Source organism: Streptomyces sp. NPDC054813, from assembly GCF_053611365.1.
The window spans coordinates 266275-285395 of the sequence record NZ_JBSHAF010000001.1 but is presented as its reverse complement, the minus strand read 5'-3'; the positions used below and the strand labels follow the sequence as shown (position 1 = coordinate 285395).

14 protein-coding genes are annotated in these 19121 nt (G+C 73.5%); 8 read left to right on the top strand and 6 right to left on the bottom strand.

Translation table 11 applies throughout. From position 1 onward, the window contains the following. The first annotated feature begins 214 nt into the window (after window positions 1-214). The 4 genes from ACWGJB_RS01190 to ACWGJB_RS01175 are packed head-to-tail and all read left to right on the top strand — an operon-like array spanning window position 215 to window position 5133. On the top strand, window positions 215-778 hold the full coding sequence (locus tag ACWGJB_RS01190; protein ID WP_453378206.1) for a (2Fe-2S)-binding protein: 564 nt from the start codon (window positions 215-217) through the stop codon (window positions 776-778). After that, window positions 775-1767, top strand: a complete 993-nt coding sequence (locus ACWGJB_RS01185) for an FAD binding domain-containing protein (RefSeq protein ID WP_453378205.1) — start codon at window positions 775-777, stop codon at window positions 1765-1767. Before ACWGJB_RS01190 ends, ACWGJB_RS01185 begins: the two co-directional genes overlap by 4 nt. Continuing rightward, entirely contained in the window at window positions 1764-3890 is a 2127-nt protein-coding gene (locus ACWGJB_RS01180; protein ID WP_453378204.1) for a xanthine dehydrogenase family protein molybdopterin-binding subunit, read from the top strand. Before ACWGJB_RS01185 ends, ACWGJB_RS01180 begins: the two co-directional genes overlap by 4 nt. Then, on the top strand, window positions 3883-5133 hold the full coding sequence (locus ACWGJB_RS01175; RefSeq protein ID WP_453378203.1) for an XdhC family protein: 1251 nt from the start codon (window positions 3883-3885) through the stop codon (window positions 5131-5133). The genes ACWGJB_RS01180 and ACWGJB_RS01175 overlap by 8 nt, the downstream gene beginning before the upstream one ends. A gap of 43 nt (window positions 5134-5176) precedes the next feature. On the opposite strand, the gene ACWGJB_RS01170 is transcribed toward ACWGJB_RS01175, so the two are convergent. The 5 genes from ACWGJB_RS01170 to ACWGJB_RS01150 all read right to left on the bottom strand — a co-directional run bounded on the left by ACWGJB_RS01170 (window position 5177) and on the right by ACWGJB_RS01150 (window position 13018). Further along, window positions 5177-6328, bottom strand: a complete 1152-nt coding sequence (locus ACWGJB_RS01170; protein WP_453378202.1) for a substrate-binding domain-containing protein — start codon at window positions 6326-6328, stop codon at window positions 5177-5179. A gap of 35 nt (window positions 6329-6363) precedes the next feature. Continuing rightward, on the bottom strand, window positions 6364-7434 hold the full coding sequence (locus tag ACWGJB_RS01165) for an ABC transporter permease (protein WP_453378201.1): 1071 nt from the start codon (window positions 7432-7434) through the stop codon (window positions 6364-6366). Beyond that, window positions 7431-8960: a sugar ABC transporter ATP-binding protein gene (locus ACWGJB_RS01160; protein ID WP_453378200.1), complete on the bottom strand. Its 1530-nt coding sequence runs from the start codon at window positions 8958-8960 to the stop codon at window positions 7431-7433. The genes ACWGJB_RS01165 and ACWGJB_RS01160 overlap by 4 nt, the downstream gene beginning before the upstream one ends. A 122-nt stretch (window positions 8961-9082) precedes the next feature. Next, complete coding sequence (locus ACWGJB_RS01155) at window positions 9083-11905, bottom strand: SpoIIE family protein phosphatase (RefSeq protein ID WP_453378199.1); 2823 nt, start codon at window positions 11903-11905, stop codon at window positions 9083-9085. 135 nt (window positions 11906-12040) lie between these two features. Continuing rightward, a complete protein-coding gene (locus tag ACWGJB_RS01150) occupies window positions 12041-13018 on the bottom strand; it encodes a cyclase family protein (protein ID WP_453378198.1) in 978 nt (325 codons plus the stop codon). A 194-nt stretch (window positions 13019-13212) separates the two neighbouring features. Here ACWGJB_RS01150 and ACWGJB_RS01145 point away from each other — a divergent pair, with 194 nt between their 5' ends. From ACWGJB_RS01145 to ACWGJB_RS01130, 4 genes are all read left to right on the top strand, one after another. Next, window positions 13213-15414 (top strand): SpoIIE family protein phosphatase, encoded by a 2202-nt coding sequence (locus ACWGJB_RS01145; RefSeq protein WP_453378197.1) that lies wholly within the window; start codon window positions 13213-13215, stop codon window positions 15412-15414. Further along, window positions 15411-16145 (top strand): hypothetical protein, encoded by a 735-nt coding sequence (locus ACWGJB_RS01140; protein ID WP_453378196.1) that lies wholly within the window; start codon window positions 15411-15413, stop codon window positions 16143-16145. The genes ACWGJB_RS01145 and ACWGJB_RS01140 overlap by 4 nt, the downstream gene beginning before the upstream one ends. A 27-nt stretch (window positions 16146-16172) precedes the next feature. Next, complete coding sequence (locus tag ACWGJB_RS01135; RefSeq protein WP_453378195.1) at window positions 16173-16601, top strand: OsmC family protein; 429 nt, start codon at window positions 16173-16175, stop codon at window positions 16599-16601. Window positions 16602-16716: 115 nt separating this feature from the next. Then, entirely contained in the window at window positions 16717-17880 is a 1164-nt protein-coding gene (locus ACWGJB_RS01130) for a cytochrome P450 (protein ID WP_453378194.1), read from the top strand. Window positions 17881-17916: 36 nt separating this feature from the next. Here ACWGJB_RS01130 and ACWGJB_RS01125 read toward each other — a convergent pair whose 3' ends face one another. Next, complete coding sequence (locus ACWGJB_RS01125; protein WP_453378193.1) at window positions 17917-19077, bottom strand: iron-containing alcohol dehydrogenase family protein; 1161 nt, start codon at window positions 19075-19077, stop codon at window positions 17917-17919. Window positions 19078-19121 lie beyond the last annotated feature (44 nt).

Genomic DNA, 19121 nt, shown 5'->3' with positions numbered 1-19121 from the left:
TCGCGGAGGGGCCCGGCCTTGCTAAGCGGACAGCTGTCCGGTACGTTGGCAGGTAGCGGACAGCTGTCCGGTTGGATCCATCATAGCCCTGGCCGAGCTGATCCAGCCATGTACTGAGCTGCCTCTTTGTCTCTCGGTGTCCCCGATTTCCCCATACGCCTGCGTGCCGGACCGCCTTCTGGGCGCGTTCCGGATCTGCGAAAGAAGGCTGATCATGGCTCCAGCCAATACGTCGACGCACAGCGCCATCACCCTGAACATCAACGGCGAGAAACACTCCCTGCCCGTGGACCATCGCACCACCCTCCTCGACGCCCTGCGCGAGCGGCTTGCTCTCACCGGTACCAAGAAGGGGTGCGACCAGGGGCAGTGCGGGGCCTGCACGGTTCTGGTGGACGGCCGCCGGACCGTGGCCTGTCTGCAACTGGCGGTGGCCGCCGAGGGGCGGGAGATCACCACCGTCGAGGGCCTGGCCGACGGCGAACGGCTCCACCCGGTGCAGCAGGCCTTTCTCGACGTCGACGGCTACCAGTGCGGTTACTGCACACCCGGTCAGATCTGTTCGGCCGTCGCGGTGATCGAGGAGCACGCGGCCGGCTGGCCGAGCGCCGTAACCGGCGACGTACGGCCCGAGGCGGGACCGCCGGCGCTGACCGCCGAGGAGATCCGCGAGCGGATGAGCGGCAACCTGTGCCGCTGCGGCGCGTATGTGTCGATCGTCCAGGCCGTCGCCCGGGCGGCCGCGGCCGAGGCGGAGACCACGGAGGCGGCGGCATGAGGGAGTTCGGCTATCAGCGTGCGCTCGACGTCTCCGGCGCGGTCGCACTGCTCGACGCCGATCCGGACGCGAGGTTCCTCGGCGGCGGCACCAACCTCGTCGACCTCATGAAGACCGGCGTCGAGCGGCCCGCCCGCCTCGTCGACATACGCGAACTGCCCCTGGACCGCGTCGAGTCGACGCCCGGCGGCGGCCTGCGGATCGGCGCCACCGTCACCAACAGCGACCTTGCCGCCCACCCCGAAGTGCGGCGCCGCTACCCGGCGTTGAGCCAGGCGGTACTGGCCGGCGCCTCCGGGCAGCTGCGCAACATGGCCACGGTCGGCGGGAACCTGCTCCAGCGCACCCGCTGCGGATACTTCGCCGACGTGACCCAGACGTGCAACAAGAGGACCCCCGGCAGCGGTTGCCCCGCCGTCGCGGGCGAGCACCACAACGCCGCGATCCTCGGCGCCTCCGACCAGTGCGTGGCCGTGCACCCGTCGGACATGGGCGTGGCGCTCACCGCCTTCGACGCCGTGGTGTCGTACGAAACGGCCGACGGGCCCGGAGAATTGCCGCTCACCGAGTTCTATCTGCCGGTCGGTGACACCCCGCACCGGGAGACCGCCCTGCCGCCGGGCGCGCTGATCACCGGCGTCACCCTGCCGCCCGCGCCGGTCGCCGCTGCCTCGCGCTATCGCAAGGTGCGCGAACGGGCCTCGTACGCCTTCGCGATCGGCTCGGTCGCCGCCGCCCTCGACGTCGAGGCGGGAACCGTACGGGAGGTGCGGCTCGCCCTCGGGGCGGTCGCCTCGCGGCCCTGGCGGGCCCTGGAGGCCGAGCGGGTGCTCAGGGGCGCGCCGGCCGACGCCCGCACCTTCGCCGCCGCCGCGGACGCCGAACTGGCTACGGCCCGAACCCTGCCGCACAACGGATACAAGGTGCCCCTGATGCGCAACCTCGTGGTGGCCGTGCTGACCGAACTCGCCGAGGAGGCGGCCCGATGACCAGCGTCACTCCTCTGAAGGGCTCCGTCGGCACGGCGCACACCCGCGTGGAGGGACGTGACAAGGTCACCGGCGCCGCCCGCTACGCGGGAGAGATCCCCTTCGCCGAACTCGCCCACGGCTGGCTGGTGTTGTCCACGGTCGCCCGCGGCCGCATCCGCGCGGTGGAGGCCGACACCGTCCTGGCCATGCCCGGCGTCCTCACCGTCCTGCACCACGGGAACGCCCCGCACCTGGAGACCGACTACGACGGGCTCATGGGGAACAGGCCCGACCCGTCCATCGCGCTCTTCCAGCACGACCGGGTGCCGCATGCGGGCTGGCCCGTGGCGCTGGTCGTCGCCGAGACCTCCGAGCAGGCCAGGGAGGCCGCGGAGACGCTCGTGGTGCACTACGACCGGGAGCAGCACGACATCGCGTTCGCCGACGGACGCCCGGACGCGTACACCGCGGCGGGCGCGCCCCACGCCGCGGCCGTGACCGCGAAGGGCGACCTGGAGGCCGAACTCGCCCGGTCCGCCGTCGTCGTGGACGCCGAGTACAGCACGCCCGAGGAACACCACAACCCGATGGAGCCCCACGCGGCGACCGCCCACTGGGACGCCGGCCGCCTGGAGGTCGTCGACTCCAACCAGGGTGCCATCTGGGTGAAGGGGGAACTCGCGAACCTGTTCTCGCTCGACCCGGCATCCGTGCGGGTACGCTCCGAACACATCGGCGGCGGCTTCGGCTCCAAGGGTGTCCGTGCCCACCAGGTGGCCGCCGTCATGGCCGCGACCCTCCTCCGCCGCCCCGTCCGCGTCGTCCTGACCCGCCGTCAGATGTTCTCCCTGGTCGGGTACCGCAGCCCCACGGCACAGCGCGTCAGGCTCGGCGCCGACCCCGACGGACGGCTGCGCGCACTGGAACACCGGTCACTGAACCTCTCCTCGACGGTGCACGAGTTCCTGGAGCCCGCCGCCATGCCGGCCCGGGTGCTGTACGATGCCCCGGCCCACCACACGGTCCACCGGATCGTACGGCTCGACGTGCCGACCCCGACCTGGATGCGCGCGCCGGGCGAGGCACCGGGATCCTTCGCGCTGGAGTCGGCGCTCGACGAACTGGCCGAGAAGTGCGGCGTCGACCCGATCGACCTGCGCGCCCGCAACGAGCCCGAGACCGGGCCCGTGTCCGGGCTGCCCTTCGCCGGCCGCGGTCTGATCGCCTGCTTCCACGAAGGCGCCCGACGGTTCGGCTGGGCGGACCGCGATCCACGTCCCGGCCTGCGCCGCGACGGCCGCTGGCTGCTCGGCACCGGAACGGCGGCGGCCACGTTCCACGCGGGCGCCCTTCCGTCCACGGCGGCGGTGACCGCGGAGGCCGACGGCGGCTTCACCGTCCGGATCTCCGCGGCGGACATCGGCACCGGCGCCCGTACGGCGCTCACCCTGATCGCCGCCGACGCGCTGGAGGTGACGCCGGACCGCGTCCGGGTCCTGATCGGGGACAGCGACTTCGGGCCGGCCATGATCGCGGGCGGCTCGATGGGCACCAGTTCCTGGTCCTGGGCGGTCACCGCGGCGGCCGACGAACTGCGCGGGCGACTGGCCCTGGGCGGCGGCATCCCTCCGGAGGGCATCACCGTCCGCTCGAACACGGCGGAGGCCGTCGCCGCGCTCCCGCAGAAGGAACGGCACTCCTACGGCGCCCACTTCGCCGAGGTCGCCGTCGACGTCATGACCGGCGAGGTGCGGGTCCGCCGGATGCTCGGCATCTTCGCGGCGGGCCGGATCGTCAACCCGCTCACCGCCCGCAACCAGTTCGTCGGCGGCATGATCTGGGGCATCTCCATGGCCCTGCACGAGGAGGCGGTCCGGGACCGGGCCTCGGGCGCCCACGTCGGCGCCGACCTCGCGGGCTACCACTTCGCGGCCAACGCGGACGTCCCGCTCGTCGAGGCGGACTGGCTGCCCGAGGACCCGGACGAGGACGACCCCCTCGTCATCAAGGGCATCGGCGAGATCGGCATCGTGGGCGCCGCGGCGGCGGTCGGCAACGCGGTCTGGCACGCGACCGGCGTACGCCATCGCACCCTGCCCATCCGCCCCGATCGCGTCCTGCGGGCAGGCCGGGATGCTTGACCTCGCCGCGGAGTTGAGCAGGTGGGCCGAGGAGGGCCGCGACTTCGCCGTCGCCACGGTGGTGTCCGTCGGCGGCAGCGCGCCGCGTCCTCCCGGCGCCGCCCTCGCGGTCGACGGCGCGGGCACGGCGATCGGCTCGGTATCCGGTGGGTGCGTGGAGGGGGCGGTGTACGACCTGTGCGTGCAGGCCCTCCAGGACGGCGAGCCGGTTCTGGAGCGCTTCGGCTACAGCGACGAGGACGCCTTCGCGGTGGGGCTGACGTGCGGTGGGGTGATCGAGGTTCTGGTCACGCCGGTCACCCGGGACGCACCGGACCGGAGCCTGTACGAGGCGGCGCTGTCGGCCGCGGCACGGGGGGAGCCCATGGCCCTCACCCGCGTGATACGTGGACCGGCGGAACTTCTGGGCGCGGCTGTGCACGCACCTGCCGAGGGACCCGGAGCCGTGCCGTCCACGGCTCCGCCGCGTGGGCACGGCCGGCCGCATCCGGCCCCCGGGATGCCCGCGACCTTCCCCACGGAACGCGTCACCGCCGAGGCCCTGGCCACGCTCACCGCCGGAGGCACCCGTACCGTCGAGATCCCCGAGGACGGTTCCCACTGCCCCGGCGGCCTCACCCTGTTCATCGAGACCCGTCTGCCGCCACCTCGCATGATCGTCTTCGGCGCGGTCGACTTCGCCTCCGCGCTAGTGCGCGCCGGAAAGCTCCTCGGCTACCGCGTGACCGTCTGCGACGCCCGTCCCGTCTTCGCCACCCGGGCCCGTTTCCCGGAGGCGGACGAGGTCGTGGTCGACTGGCCGGACCGCTACCTCCGGCGTACCGAGACCGACGCGCGTACGGTCCTGTGCGTGCTGACCCACGACGCCAAGTTCGACGTACCCCTGCTGGCGGCGGCCCTGCGGATGCCGGTCGCCTACGTCGGCGCGATGGGCTCCCGCCGTACGCACGCCGACCGGGAGCACAGGCTGCGTGAAGTCGGCCTGGGCGACGCGGAGTTGGCGCGGCTGCGGTCACCCATCGGCCTCGACCTCGGCGCCCGTACGCCCGAGGAGACGGCGCTGTCCATCGCGGCGGAGATCGTCGCGATCCGGCGGGGCGGGACGGGCGCACCGCTGACCGGCTCGGGGACGCCGATTCACCGGGCCGCGCCGGAGTGGGCATCGGCGCGGCGAGGTATGCCGACCGCTGTGATCACGGCGCGGAAGACGGCACCGCCGGAGAGTACGAAGGCGGCGGTGTAGCCGGACCCGGCGCCGCACGGCGGGTCCTCCGGACTTCTCGAAGTCATCTGCCCCAGATCTTCCGGTACGCCTCCCGGTAGCCCGACGGGTCCCAGGCCGAGGTCCCTTTGCTGTTGGCCGCCGTGGAGACGTGCACAGGCGCGACGTAACCGCTGGCCGGACGGCCGGAGAAGGCGCGGTTGAACTCGTCGACGATCTGCCAGCCCTGCAGCGACAGCGGCTCGGGGACGGTGGCCGCCTGGTACTGGCCGCCGTTGATGCGCTGGAAGGCGGACGGATCGCCGTCGCCGGCGCCGATGTTGAAGGGTGGCCCGGTGCCTCTCTTCCCGGCCGCGCGGAAGGCGGGGGCGGCGTCGGCGAAGTACAGGTCGTTGATCGCCACGGAGTGGGTCCACCGGCTCCCGAAGCGGGCCAGGAGGGTGGAGACCTCCCTGGCGGTACGGGTGCTGGTGTCCGGGATGGGGATGTTCTCGTACGCCAGCACCCGCACCCCCGCACAGGTGGCCAGCCCCTTTCTGATCAGCTCGGACTTGTGGTGGGCGAACGGGATCGAGGCGTCGGTGAAGAGGACGACCCCGGCGTTGCCCCGGGAGTCCGCGACGACCCACTGCGCGCTGATCGCGGCGACGTCGCCGACGTCGGTGGTGACGTTGGCGAAGAGCTTGGGCCGCACGCTGGGGCCGGGGGAGGTGACCGCATGCCAGCCGACGAGCGGGATGCCCGCCGCGGTGGCCCGCGCGGTCTGCTGCGAGGTCGAGTCGGGGTCGAAACCGCCGATGACGATGCCCGAGGGCCTGAGAGCGACGGCCTCCCCCAGCGCCGCCTGGATACCGGCGGGGGTACCCTCGCCGTCGATCACCCGGACGTTCCAGCCGATGACCTTCGCGGCCTCCCGCAGGCCCTTCGCGACGCCCGCTACCCCGGGGTTGGTCATGGCCTGCGCGACGTAGACGATCGTCTTGCCGGACACCGCCGCGGGGCCGCTGGTCGGCCCGTTCCAGGGGACGTCGGTCCGCTCCGCCCGGGTGACGGATGCCTGGGCCCGTGCCTGGGCCGCCGGGCAGCCGCTCGGGCCGGTGGCGGAGACCGCGGGGCCGTCCGGCGACCCGCGTTGGCAGCCCGTGAGCGCGGTCGCGGCCGCCAGCAGGGCGACGGTGACGCATCGGGCCGGGGAGACCCTGCGGTTGCGGCGCACGGGGGCTCCTCGCGCGGGAGAAGGACGCGGGGGACTCATGGCGTGGGGCCCGCCGGGTCACCGTCCCGGGCCGAGGGGGACGGCTCGGAGGGGGCGGCGGACGCGTCGGCCCCGGTGCGCAGACGGCGGGCGGAGTAGCCGGCCAGCCCGACGGCGAGCAGGAGCGTGCCGCCGTAGAACAGCGGGACCGTCCAGAAGTCCGCGCCCAGCTGGCCGATGCCGGTGAGGCCGACCGCGAGCACGGCGACGGCGACCAGCGTGCCCAGGGCGTTGGGGCGGCCGGGTCTGATCGTGGTGGAGCCGAGGAGCGCCCCGGCGAAGGCGGGCAGCAGATAGTCCAGGCCGACACTGGGATTGCCGATCTGCTGCTGGGCGGCGAGCAGCACACCGGCGAAACCGACCAGCAGCCCCGATGCGGCGAACGCGTAGACGGTGTACCGGCGGGCCGGGATGCCGACGAGCTCGGCCGCGCGCGGGTTCGAGCCGACGACGTAGAGGTAGCGGCCGAGCGGCAGCCGCTCCAGCACCAGCCAGAGGGCGACGGCGAGGGCGAGCACGTACCAGGCGGGCACCGGAAGCCCGAGGAACCTGGAGTTGTAGAGATCGGTGAAGGCGGCGGGGAGCCCCTGCGGACCGGGGACGATCCGGCCGCCGTCGGTGATCCAGCCGGTCACGGCGTACATCATGCTGCCGGTCCCGAGGGTGGCGATGAAGGAGTCGATCCGGCCGAACTCGACGACCGCACCGTTGAGGACGCCCACGACCGCCCCGCCGGCGACCACCACCAGGCAGGCCCAGGGCCAGGGCCACTGCTCGGTGACCACGAGGTGCATCGCCATCACGTGCGCGAGGCCGAGGCCGTAGCCGAGGGAGAGGTCGAACGCGCCGGTCACGATGGGGACCGTGGCGGCGAGCGCGAGGACGGCCGGGATCGACTGGTTGAACAGGATCGAGTCGACCGTGTCCCGGGTGGGAAAGGTGCGGGGCAGCGTGAGCGAGAAGACCAGGAAGAGCAGAGCGGTGAGGGCGAGCAGGCCGTAGGCGCCGACGTGGTGTCCGGCGGGGCCGCGGCGCGGCCGGGCCGGGGCCCGGGGCGAGGCGGTCATGAGGCCGTCGCGGTTCCGGCGGGGGGCATGGCCGAGGCCGCCCGGGTGAGCCCGGCGACCGTGAGCGCGGGGCCGCTCAGTTCGGCCGTCACGGAGCCGCGGACGAACACCAGGGCCCGCCGGCACACGCCCGCGACCTCCTCGAAGTCCGTGGAGACGAGCAGCACCGCGAGCCCGGCGGCCAGTGCCCCGTCGAGCAGCCGGTAGACGGCGGCCTTGGCCCCGACGTCCACGCTCGCCGTGGGGTCCTCCAGGACCAGCAGGCGCAGGCCCACCGGGTGCCAGCGGCCGATCATGACCTTCTGCTGGTTCCCGCCGGACAGCGTGCCGATCGGGGCCTCGCTGTCCCGGGGACGCACCGAGAACCGTTCGATCAGGCCGGCGGCCACCGCGCGTTCCCGGCGGGGGACGATCCGGCGCAGCGCCGGCACGCCCGCGGCGCGCGGGTTGGCCAGGAGGTTCTCCCGCACGGTCAGTTCGGCGGCGCAGCCCTCCCGCTGTCTGTCCCCGGGCACCAGGCCGACCCCGAGGCGGACGGCGTCGGCGACCGTGCGGGGGCGGTACGGCCGGCCGTCGAGCAGTACCCGGCCGCCGAGGAGGGGGCGGGCACCTGCCAGGGCCCGGCCCAGTTCCCGGTGTCCGGCGCCGGAGAGGCCGACCAGACCCAGCACCTCGCCCGCCCTGAGGTCCAGGCCGACCGGTCCCGCACCGGCGGTCCGTACGCCGTCGAGGGTGAGGACGGCCGGGCCGTCGGCGGGGACGGTGGCGGGGCGGTACCGGGTTGGCTCCTCGCCGACGATGTCGTGGACCAGGCGGGCGGGGCTGTGGCCCGCCAGGTCGCCGTGGCTGACGAGCCGGCCGTCGCGCAGGACGGCGAAGGCGTCGGCGACCTCGTACACCTCGTCCAGCCGGTGGGTGACGTAGAGCAGGCCGTGCCCCTGGTCGCGCAGGGTGTGCAGGACGCGGAACAGCCGGGCGCAGTCCGCGGCGGGCAGCCGGGCGGTCGGCTCGTCCAGGACGACGAGTGCCGCCCGGGTGGCCAGCGCCCGGGCGATGGCCACCAGCGACCGCTCGGCGGGGGAGAGCAGGGCGACCGGCGTGGCGGGGTCGAGGTGTCCGGCGACGGCCGCCAGGGTGTCGGCGCACCGCTCCCGGGTGCGCCGCCAGGAGATCAGCCCGGCGCGGCGCCGGTATCCGGTGCTCAGGGCGATGTTCTCGGCGACCGTCATCCACTCCACCAGACCGAGGTCCTGGTGGATGAAGGACATGGCGGCGGAGGCGGCATGGCTGCCCAGCGGGTGCCCGTCCACCGTGATCCGCCCCGCCTCGGCGTGGTGGATGCCGGCGAGCACCTTGATGAGGGTGGACTTTCCGGCCCCGTTGGGGCCCAGGAGGGCGAGGACGCTGCCCGCGCGGACGTCGAGGTCGACCCCGTCGAGCGCGAGGGTCCCGCCGAACCGCTTGGTGAGCCCGCGGACGCGGACCAGGGGGTGCGCAGAGGTGTCGGGAGGGTCGTGCACGGACATCTCCGAGGGTCGGCCTGGCGAGTTCTTCCCGACTGTCGCCAGCGATCCTAATGCGACTATCCGTGTCAATTCGGGTATCTGTCGCTCTGTGTGACACCAACGGGTCAGCGGCGGTGCCGGCCTCAGCTGCCCTCGAGGCCGCACTCGGCCCAGATGACCTTGCCCTGCGGCAGATAGCGTGTCCCCCAGCTCTGTGCCAGCTGGGCGATGAGGAACAGGCCCCTGCCGCCCTCGTCGGTGCTGGCCGCCCGGCGCAGATGCGGGGCGGTGTTGCTGGTGTCGGAGACCTCGCAGATCAGGGTGCGGTCGAGCAGCAGCCGCACCCGGATCGGGCCGGAGCCGTGCCGGATCGCGTTGGTGACCAGCTCACTGAGCATCAGTTCCGCCGCGAACGCGGCCTCGTCGACTCCCCAGTCGGCCAGTTGCCGCATGGCGGCGGCCCGGACCTCGCCGACGAGGGCCGGGTCGGCCTCCAGCTCCCAGCCGGCGATCCGGTCGGGGGGCAGGGCACGGGTGCGGGCGACGAGCAGCGCGATGTCGTCACCCGGGTGGACGGGTGCCACGCTGTTCAGGATCGCCTGGCAGGTCTCGTCCGGTGTCCGCCCCGGTTGCGCCAGGACCGCACGCAGCCGGTCGAGGGCGACGTCGACGTCGCGGTACCGGTCCTCGATGAGCCCGTCGGTGTAGAGGACCAGCAGACTGCCCTCGGGGAGGTCGACGTCGACGGCTTCGAAGGGCAGGCCGCCGAGGCCGAGCGGCGGACCGGCGGGGAGCTCGTGGAAGGACACCGTGCCGTCGGGGCGGACCAGCGCGGGCGGCGGGTGCCCGGCACGGGCCATGGTGCACTGCTGCGTGGTCGGGTCGTAGACGGCGTACAGGCAGGTCGCGCCGAGGATGCCCGCTTCGGCGGCGGCGGGGTCCTCCCGGTCCAGGCGTCCCACCAGGTTGTCGAGATGGGTGAGGACCTCTTCCGGGGGGAAGTCGAGTTCGGCGAAGCTGCGGGCGGCGGTGCGCAGCCGGCCCATGGTGGCGGCGGAGAGCATGCCGTGGCCGACGACGTCCCCGACCATGAGCCCGACCCGGGTGCCGGAGAGCGGGATGACGTCGTACCAGTCCCCGCCCACGTCGGACTCGGCGGGCAGATAGCGGTGGGCCACCTCGACGGCGTCCTGGTCGGGCAGGCCCTGCGGGAGCAGGCTGCGCTGGAGGGCCAGGACCATGGTGCGTTCGCGGGTGTAGCGCCGGGCGTTGTCGATGGACAGGGCGGCACGGGCGGCGAGTTCCTGGGCCAGCGAACGGTCGTCGTCGCCGAAGGGTGTGGGATCCCGGCCGCGGTAGAAGGCGGCTACGCCCAGGACGACACCGCGGGCCACCAGCGGGACCGCGATCAGGGAGTGGACGTGGGTGAGCAGTTCCTCGGTGTGCTCGGGGTCGTGGGCCAGCCAGCCCGCGGCGACCTCCAGATCCGGCTCCAGCACCGGCTCTCCGCCGGTCAGGCAGCGCAGCTGCGGAGTGGCCGGGCCGTAGTCGACCTGCTTGCCGACCGGATGGAAGGGACAGTCGTCGCGGATGCCGTGCACCACCGTACGGCGCAGGTCGCCGTGCGGCTCGGCGGACTCCTCGCCGCGCAGGACCGCCTCGGGCAGGTCGATCGTGATGTAGTCGGCGAGTCGCGGCACCGCCGTCCGGGCCAGTTCCTGGGCGGTGCGGCGCACGTCCAGGGTGGTGCCTATGCGCGTACTGGCCTCGGACAGCAGCTCCAGCCGGCGTCGTGCGGCGAGGGCGTACCGTCCCACCCCCGGTTCCCCCACGAGCAGCAGCCCTCTCGACGGGGGCGCGGCGGCGGGACGGCCTGCCCGTCCTTCTGCGACCGTGACGCCCCTGCCGCCCGAGGCGACCTGACCGGGCGCGGTGACGGTGACGGCCCCGGACGGCAGGACGAAACCGGGGGCGGCGGGCGCGGCGGGGAAGTCCGGCAACTCGTCGAACCGCCATGGGGTGATGAGGAGATCTCGTGGCGCGGGGCCGGGCAGGACGGCCTCGATGGCCACGCCCTCGACTCCGGTGGTACTTGTCATGGGGCGGCTCAGCAGCGTGACACGGCGGCCGTCGGACAGGCAGACGTGGACAGCTGCCCGCTGTGCGCGGGAGAGCAGCTCGGTGGCCTTCTCCATGAGGAGCGCGCGGTCCCGCGGGTGCTGTCCGATGGCCAGTTCGTCCAGTCCGACGGTGTGGCGACAGCCGACGGCGGCCTCCGCCTCGGTCTCCACGTACGCCCGCAGCAGCGCCCGCTCACGTGCGGAGCTCTGTCTCAGCAGCCGCCGTTCGACGGCTCGCGCCGCCTTGCGGATCACGGTGGCCAGCCGGGGGTCGTCGAAGGTGCGTGGATAACCGAAGCACAGCACGCCCTCGATTCGGCCGCTGAGCGGGTCGCGGACCGGGAGCGCGCGGCAGGCGCTCGTCTGGGCCCGCTCGGCGAAGTGCTCGGCGCCGTAGACCCGGATGAGCTGCCGCTCCGCCAGCGCCAGACCGATGCCGTTCGTGCCGGCGACCCGCTCGGCGAACACGAACCCCGGCACGCACTGGATCGCCGGAAGGCTTCTGGCCAGGGACGCCTCTCCGAAACGGCGCAGCAGGACGGTGCCGTTCGCATCGGCGACGGAGATGTTCAGCCGACTGCCGGCGAACCTGTACTGGAGCCGGTCGAGCACCGGCACGGCCGCGCGTACGATCCGGGCGTCCCGCTCGAAATCGTCCCGGAAGGGGAGGTCGGCCTGGTCCGCCGAGAGCCCCAGGGACCGGCAACGCTGCCACGAGTTCAGGATCGAGGTGCGTACACCCGCGTCGACGGGTTCGCCCCCCAGGAACCGCTCACGCGAAAGCGCGGGCCCTGCGCCGCCCGTCGAACGCCCCGTGGGCGTCGGTGCCCCGCCGAACCGCACCACGCTTCGCCTCGCTCGCGATAGTCCACTTTCCGTAAACAATTTCCGTAAACAATCCGACATAAAAGAGAATACGGATATTAAGGGCGCGAGTCACGGGGTGGCATTGCTGTCATGCGTATACCGCCAGGCTGTCCGTCACAGGACCGCCACCGGGTTGACGGGCGAACCCGTCCCGCCCGGGACGTTCAGCGGTGCCACCACCAGCAGGAACTCGTACCGCCCGGCCTCCGCGGTGGCGGCCGAGAGGGCTTCCAGATCGAGGTTGTCCAGCAGCGGGACGCCCATCGCGGCCAGGGCCAGGGCATGGACCGGCGAGTGCACACCCTCGACGGGCGAGGGCCGTACATCGCTGTCGCCGTCACCGCCGAGCAGCGCGATACCGCGCTCCGCCAGCAGCGGTACGGCGTCCACGTGGAAGCCCGCGCTCGCGGTCTCCGGGTCCCAGGCGCCCAGCTCCCTGCGGCGCCGGACGTGCCCGGACCGCAGCAGCACCGCGTCACCCTCGCCGATCGTCACCCCGAGCGTCCGCTCCGCGTCGGTGACGTCCCGCGCGTGCACCGCTCGTCCCGGCGCCAGCCAGCGGACCCCGAGGACGGCGGGGAGGTCCAGGAGCACACCCCTGGTGACGAGGGGTCCGAGCGCCGACACCGCTCCGAAGCGGGCGCCCGCGGTGCCCACGACGTCGGCGGCCGTCCGGCCGTCGTAGAGCTGCCCCCGGTAGGCGATGTGGCACAGGGCGTCGAGATGCGTGACGCCCTTGCCGTGGTAGTCGGCGGCGATGAAGTCCTTGTGGGCGGTGGGCTCCGGGGGCTCCACGTCACCGAGGTCGGTCATGTGGTGCAGCGCGGGCCTGCGGTTGTCGGGGCCGGGCCGGGTGTTCCACGGCAGCGCCAGCGGGACGACCGCCCCGGACCGCACTCCGGCCGCGGCCCGCCGTACCCGGTCCGCGGTCACCCGGTTCCAGGCGCCGCGGTCGGCCGGGTCCCAGCGCCCCCAGGTGCGGACCGCCTCGAAGAGCGCGTCGAACTCCCGCCGGGAGACGTCGGGCCCGTTGCCGGCGACGGCCGGGCCGGGACCAGGGGGATCGGCGGCATCGGCGGACTTCGAGGTCATCGGTACTCACCGTTCTCCGTTTCCCGAGCGGGACGCACGGGAGCGTGGCGCCTGTGATCAGCTCCAGCTTCGCACAGCGGCCTGCGCGGGCAGGTCCAGATGTGGGCCGCCTCGGTCTGGGGCGACCATGGATGAAGACAGACGCCCGCCGACGTGCCACGAGCCAGGGCACCGGGCGGGAGGGAAGATGAGGGATGGGCACGACGGACTCCTCCCGAGCAGTCGCCGGCCGGTCGGCGGACGGTCCCGCCGCGCCGCCCGGCGGCCTGCTGGATCTGCTCGGCGTCGCCGCGGTGGTGCTGAACGCGGAGGGACAGGTCGTTCTGTGGAGCCCGAAGGCCGAGGAACTGTTCGGGCACAGCGCGGCGGAGGCGCTGGGGCAGTACGCGGCTCAGCTGATGGTCCACGAGGAGTACCGGGACGAGGTCGCCAGGCTGTTCACGCAGGTCATGCAATCCGGTCAGGACTGGGCCGGGGTCTTCCCGGTCCGGCACAAGGACGGCAGCACCCGCCTCGTGGAGTTCCGCAACATGCGGCTCATGGACGACCTCGGCGGCTTCTACGCACTTGGTCTCGCCGCCGACCAGGCCGCGGTGGAGCGGGTCGAACGGGATGCCGCCCTGGCCATGCGCCTGGTGTCCCAGTCCCCGGTCGGGCTGGCCATCCTGGACTCGGACCTGCGGTACCTCGCCGTCAATCCCGCCCTGGAACGCATCACGGGCCAGTCCGCCGCCGAACGTCTGGGGCGTTCGGTCAGCGAGATCCTGACCTACCTGGACACGGGGCCCGAGGCGCGGCTGCGCCGGGTCCTGGAGACGGGCGAGTCGGTCGTGGACCGGGACATCGTCTGCCGTCCGCCCGGTGACCCGGACCACGACCACGCCTGGTCCGTCTCGTACTACCGGCTGGAGGACTCCGGCGGGCGGGTGCTGGGCCTGGCCTACTCCGTCATCGACGTCACCGAACGCCATCGGGCGGCCGCCGAGGCGGCCGACGCCCGGCGACGGCTGGCACTGATCGCCCAGGCCTCCGCCTCCGTGGGCACCACCCTCGATCTGGAGACGACAGCACGCGAGCTGGCCGCCGTCGTCGTACCGGACCTGGCCGACGTGGCCGCCGTGGACGTGCTCGACAGCGCGCTCGACGGCCGGACCACGCCGTACGAGGGCCCGGCGTGCTTCCGCACCCTCGCCGTCAGCGCGGTCCACGTCGGCGAGGCGGCCAGCGCGGCCGACCCGCCCGGGGGACTTGTCACCTACGACAGCGACCGCCTGATCACCCAGTGCGTGCGCACCCGTCACCCGGTCCTGCTGCCCCGCGCCACGCGTCAGGACCTGGACCGCATCGCCTGCCACGACGCGGCGGCCACCCTCCTCGCGGAAGCCGGCGTCCACTCCTACCTGGCCGTACCGCTACCGGCCCGGGGCGAGGTCCTCGGCGCCCTGGCCCTCGCCCGCACCCGGAACAACCCCGCGCCCTTCGACGACGACGATGTGTTCCTCGCCAGTGAACTGGCCGCCCGGGCCGCTGTCTGTATCGACAACGCCCGCGGCTACCAGGCCCAGCGCCATGCGGCGCTCACCCTCCAGCGCTGTCTGCTCCCCCAGCTCCCGACGCACCTGCCGGGCCTGGAGGTGGCCTGCCGCTACCAGCCCGCCGGCGCCACGAGCGAGATCGGCGGCGACTGGTACGACGCCATACCCCTGCGGGGCGACAAGACCGCCCTGGTCGTCGGGGACGTCATGGGCAGCGGCATCAACGCCGCCGCCACCATGGGGCAACTCCGCAGCGCGGCCCGCGCCTTCGCCGAACTCGACCTCGCCCCGGACGAGGCCCTGTACCACCTCGACCACCTCACCGAAGGTGGCGAGCAGGCCATCACCACCTGCCTCTACTGCGTCTGCGACCCGCACCGGGGCGAGTGCCGGATGTGCCTCGCCGGCCACCTGCCCCCGGCCCTCCTGCGGGCCGGCCACCCGGCGCGGCTGCTCGACCTGCCGGCCGGCGTACCGCTGGGCGTCGGCGGGGTGCCCTTCGAGGCCGCCACCATCGACTTCCGCCCCGGCGACGAACTGGTCCTCTACACCGACGGCCTGGTCGAGACCCGCAGCGAACCCATCGACGCCCGCCTGGACACCCTGCTCGACGCCCTCACCGCGACCCGCGGCCGCGATCTGGAAGAGACCTGCGAACGCATCCTGGAGACGCTGCGGCCGCCCGGCGGCGAGGACGACGTCGCCCTGCTCATCGCCCGAGCCCAGCCCCTGCTCCCGGCGAGTCCGGCGAGTCCGGCGAGTCGGGGGCGTCCGGGGCGTCCGGCGCGTCCGGGGCCGGGGGAGACCTCCTGCGACGGCCGGCCGGCCGGCGAGTGGTCTCGGGGACAATCGTCGCCATGAACGACCGCATGAGCGATGCCGAGAACCGGCTGGCCAGGATCGAGCGGCTGCTGGCGGACGGCGAGCGCGAAGTGGTGCCCGCGTGGCGCAGCGCCACGCAGGGCGAGCCGCGGTGGGCCGTGACCGCCGTGATCCTGGTGGCCGTGGCGCTCCAGCTGGCGCTGCCGCACCGGCTCGCCCTCCAGCCGTACTGGGCCCTGCCGGCCCTGGAACTGGTGCTGCTGGCCGGCCTGATCGTCGGCAACCCCCGGCGGGTGGAGCCCCGCACCCGGTGGCTGCGCATGCTGGGCCTGGGCCTGATGTGCGTGATCAGCCTCGCCAACGGCTGGGCGGCGGTGCGGCTGGTGGCTGGCCTGGTGAACGGCACCGAGGGCGAGGACGCCGGACCGCTCCTGCTGACCGGCGGCGGAATCTGGCTGACGAACGTCATCGTGTTCGCACTCTGGTACTGGGAGTGGGACCGCGGCGGACCGATGGCGCGGGTCCAGGGCCACCGCCGGTACCCGGACTTCCTCTTCGTGCAGATGCAGAGCCCCGAGACCGCGCCGCAGGACTGGGAGCCGACCTTCCTCGACTACCTGTACCTGTCCTTCACCAACTCCACCGCCTTCAGCCCGACCGACGTGATGCCCTTGTCGCGCTGGGCCAAGATGCTGATGATGCTGCAGTCCTCCGTCTCCCTGGTGACGGTGGTCCTGGTGGTGGCGCGCGCCGTGAACATCCTGCGCTGACGGCCGGGCTGCCATAGGTTCGGCGGTATGAGCGAAGACTCCCTGCGCCTGGTGACGGTCGAGCGCACCGCCACCGGCCGCTTCACCGCGACCAACGCACGCGGCGGCACGATCGTCTTCGGTACCGCCGACGGCACGGAGTTCACCCCGGTGGAGCTCCTGCTCGCCGCGATCGGCGGCTGCACCGCGGCCGACGTCGACGTCGCCACCAGCCGCCACACCGAGCCGGCCGCCTTCACCGTCACCGTCAGCGGCCACAAGGCCGGCGACGAGGGCGGCAACCGGATGACGGACCTCGCGGTCGCCTTCTCGGTCACCTTCCCGGACGGCCCGTCGGGCGACCGGGCCCGCGCCATCCTGCCCCGGGCGGTCGCCGTCTCGCACGACCGGCTGTGCACGGTCAGCCGCACGATCGAGGCCGGGACGCCCATCGCCGTCTCGGTCGTGGACGACTGATCCCCGTGGGCGGTGAGCCGGTGGTTCGTCAGGTCCGGGGCGGCGAACCGGCTGTCCGGGTGCCGTGCTTAGGTGGGGAGGTGAACGGATTCCCCCTCCCCGGCCGGACCGTGTGATGAGCACCGTCGACGCTTTCCCGCTCGGCGCCTCGACCACGCTCGCCGAACTCGCCCGCGATCCGCACCCGCGCCTGGCACGGCTGCGCGCCGACGAACCCGTCTCCTGGCTGCCCGAGTTGAACGGCTGGCTGGTCACCCGCCGCGACCTCGCGCTCGGCGTGATGCGGGACGCCGTCTCCTTCACCGTCGACGACCCGCGCTTCTCCACCGCCCAGGTCGTCGGCCCCAGCATGCTCTCCCTGGACGGCGCCGCGCACACCCGCCACCGCGAGCCCTTCGCCGCTCCCTTCCGGCCCCGCGAGGTGCACGACGGCTTCGCCGTGTTCATCGAGCGGGAGACCGACCGCCTCATCACCGCACTGGAACCGTCCGGCACCGCCGAACTGCGCCGGACCTTCGCCGGACCGCTGGCCGTCGCCGTGGTCACCGAGGCGCTCGGACTGGTGGGGGCGACCACGGACACGGTCCTTGCCTGGTACGACGCGATCGTACGGTCCGTCTCGGACATCACCGAAGGACTGGAAGCAGGCCCCGCGGGCGCCGCCGCCTACGCGGAGCTGCGGGCCGCCGTCGAGGCCACGGTCGCCGACCGGCACGCGTCCTCGCTCCTCGTCTCCGCCGCCGGCCGGCTGACACCGCCCGAAGTGGCCTCCAACGCGGCCGTTCTGATGTTCGGCGGTATCGAGACCACCGAGGCGATGATCACCAACGCCCTGCTCCACCTGCTCGGGGACCCCGGCCAACTCGCCCTCGTCCGGGCCGATCCGACCCTGCTGGACGGTGCGGTCGAGGAGTCGCTGCGCCTGGAGCCCGGAGCGGCTGTGGTGGACCGCTACGCCACCCGGGACATCGTCCTCGGCCCGGCCGCCGTCCGTCGCGGCGACCTGGTCACCGTCTCCCTGACCGGCGCCAACCGTGACCCGGCGGTCTTCCCCGACCCGGACCGCTTCGACATCCGCCGGGGCAACGCCCGTCTCCAACTGGCCTTCGCGCACGGCCCGCACCACTGCCTCGCCGCCCATCTCGCCCGCCTGGAGACCCGTATCGCCCTTCAGCGCCTGCTCGAACGCCTTCCCGGACTGGGCCTCGACCCGGAACGGCCCGCCGCGCCGTACGGCCTGGTGTTCCGCAAGCCGTCCAGCCTGCACGTGCGGTGGTGACGGTCCCGCCGCACGCGCACGGCCGCTCCTGACCCCCTAGTACACCGCCTCCAGGATCCCGAGGACCTGCTCCTCGGTCGGCTGCCGCGGGGCGTTGGCGGTCACCGCGTCCGCGAGGGCGCCCGCGGCGATCGGGCGCAGCAGGTCCGGGCGGACGCCGAGGTCGCGCAGGGGCTGCTTGACGCCGAGCGAGCCGGAGATCTCGCGGACGGCCTCGACCGCGGCGCGGGCCCAGTCGCCGTCGGCCGGCGGGGCGAGGCGCAGCGCGCGGGCCGTCTGCTCGTAGGCGTCGCCGGCCGCCGGGGCACTGAACTCCAGCACCTCCTCCAGGACGGCGGCGAGCGCGACACCGTGCGGGGTACCGGTGTGGGCGGTCAGCGCATGCCCGATGCCGTGCACGAGACCCAGCCCGGAGATGGTCAGCGCCTGGCCCGCCAGATGGGCGCCGAGCATCAGCTGGGCACGCGCCTCCAGGTCCGAGCCGTCGGCATGGGCGCGGGGCAGCCAGCGGCCGACCATGGCCACCGCCTGCGTCGCGTACGCCACCGAGACCGGGTTGGCGCCCCGGGAGGCCAGCGACTCGATGCCGTGCACCAGGGCGTCGATACCGGTGGCGGCGGTGATCCGGGCGGGCAGTCCGAGCGTCAGCTCCGGGTCGAGCAGTGCGATCCGCGGCTTGACCGAGGGGTGGCCGATGTACACCTTGCGGCGGGCTCCGGTGTCCTCGATGACACCGAAGCCGTTGGTCTCCGCGCCGGTGCCCGAGGTGGTCGGGATCGCGATCAGCGGCAGACCGTCCAGTGCCTCCCACAGGGTGTCCGCGTCCGCCGCCACCGCGTCGGAGTTGCCGACCAGGAGCGAGATGCCCTTGGCCGCGTCCAGGACCGAGCCGCCGCCGAGGGCGACGACCACCGCCGGGCCGAACTCCCGCGCGCGGGCGGCGCCCTCGTCGACGTTGCCGGTGGACGGGTTGGCGCCGACCCCGTCGTACTCCCCGTGCTCGACGCCCGCCGCGTCCAGCACCTTGAGTACCTGGCCGAGAATCCCGGCGGCCCGCAGCCCGTGGTCGGTGACCACGAACGCGCGGCTCATGCCGAGGGAGGCGACCAGGTCCGGGAGGTGCGAGAGACGGCCGGGGCCGAACTCGATACGGCAGGTGGGGTCGACGGTCAGCTGACTGGTGAGGGACTCGCCCATGGCGTACGGCTCCTGGAGACGCGGGGAAGACGGAGTGTGGTTCG

Excerpts from the sequence above, each read along its gene's own strand:
- ACWGJB_RS01190 (WP_453378206.1), top strand. The coding sequence starts at position 215 with ATGGCTCCAGCCAATACGTCGACGCACAGCGCCATCACCCTGAACATC.
- ACWGJB_RS01185 (WP_453378205.1), top strand. The coding sequence starts at position 775 with ATGAGGGAGTTCGGCTATCAGCGTGCGCTCGACGTCTCCGGCGCGGTC.
- ACWGJB_RS01180 (WP_453378204.1), top strand. The coding sequence starts at position 1,764 with ATGACCAGCGTCACTCCTCTGAAGGGCTCCGTCGGCACGGCGCACACC.
- ACWGJB_RS01175 (WP_453378203.1), top strand. The coding sequence starts at position 3,883 with ATGCTTGACCTCGCCGCGGAGTTGAGCAGGTGGGCCGAGGAGGGCCGC.
- ACWGJB_RS01165 (WP_453378201.1), bottom strand. The coding sequence starts at position 7,434 with ATGACCGCCTCGCCCCGGGCCCCGGCCCGGCCGCGCCGCGGCCCCGCC.
- ACWGJB_RS01160 (WP_453378200.1), bottom strand. The coding sequence starts at position 8,960 with ATGTCCGTGCACGACCCTCCCGACACCTCTGCGCACCCCCTGGTCCGC.
- ACWGJB_RS01150 (WP_453378198.1), bottom strand. The coding sequence starts at position 13,018 with ATGACCTCGAAGTCCGCCGATGCCGCCGATCCCCCTGGTCCCGGCCCG.
- ACWGJB_RS01145 (WP_453378197.1), top strand. The coding sequence starts at position 13,213 with ATGGGCACGACGGACTCCTCCCGAGCAGTCGCCGGCCGGTCGGCGGAC.
- ACWGJB_RS01140 (WP_453378196.1), top strand. The coding sequence starts at position 15,411 with ATGAACGACCGCATGAGCGATGCCGAGAACCGGCTGGCCAGGATCGAG.
- ACWGJB_RS01135 (WP_453378195.1), top strand. The coding sequence starts at position 16,173 with ATGAGCGAAGACTCCCTGCGCCTGGTGACGGTCGAGCGCACCGCCACC.
- ACWGJB_RS01130 (WP_453378194.1), top strand. The coding sequence starts at position 16,717 with ATGAGCACCGTCGACGCTTTCCCGCTCGGCGCCTCGACCACGCTCGCC.
- ACWGJB_RS01125 (WP_453378193.1), bottom strand. The coding sequence starts at position 19,077 with ATGGGCGAGTCCCTCACCAGTCAGCTGACCGTCGACCCCACCTGCCGT.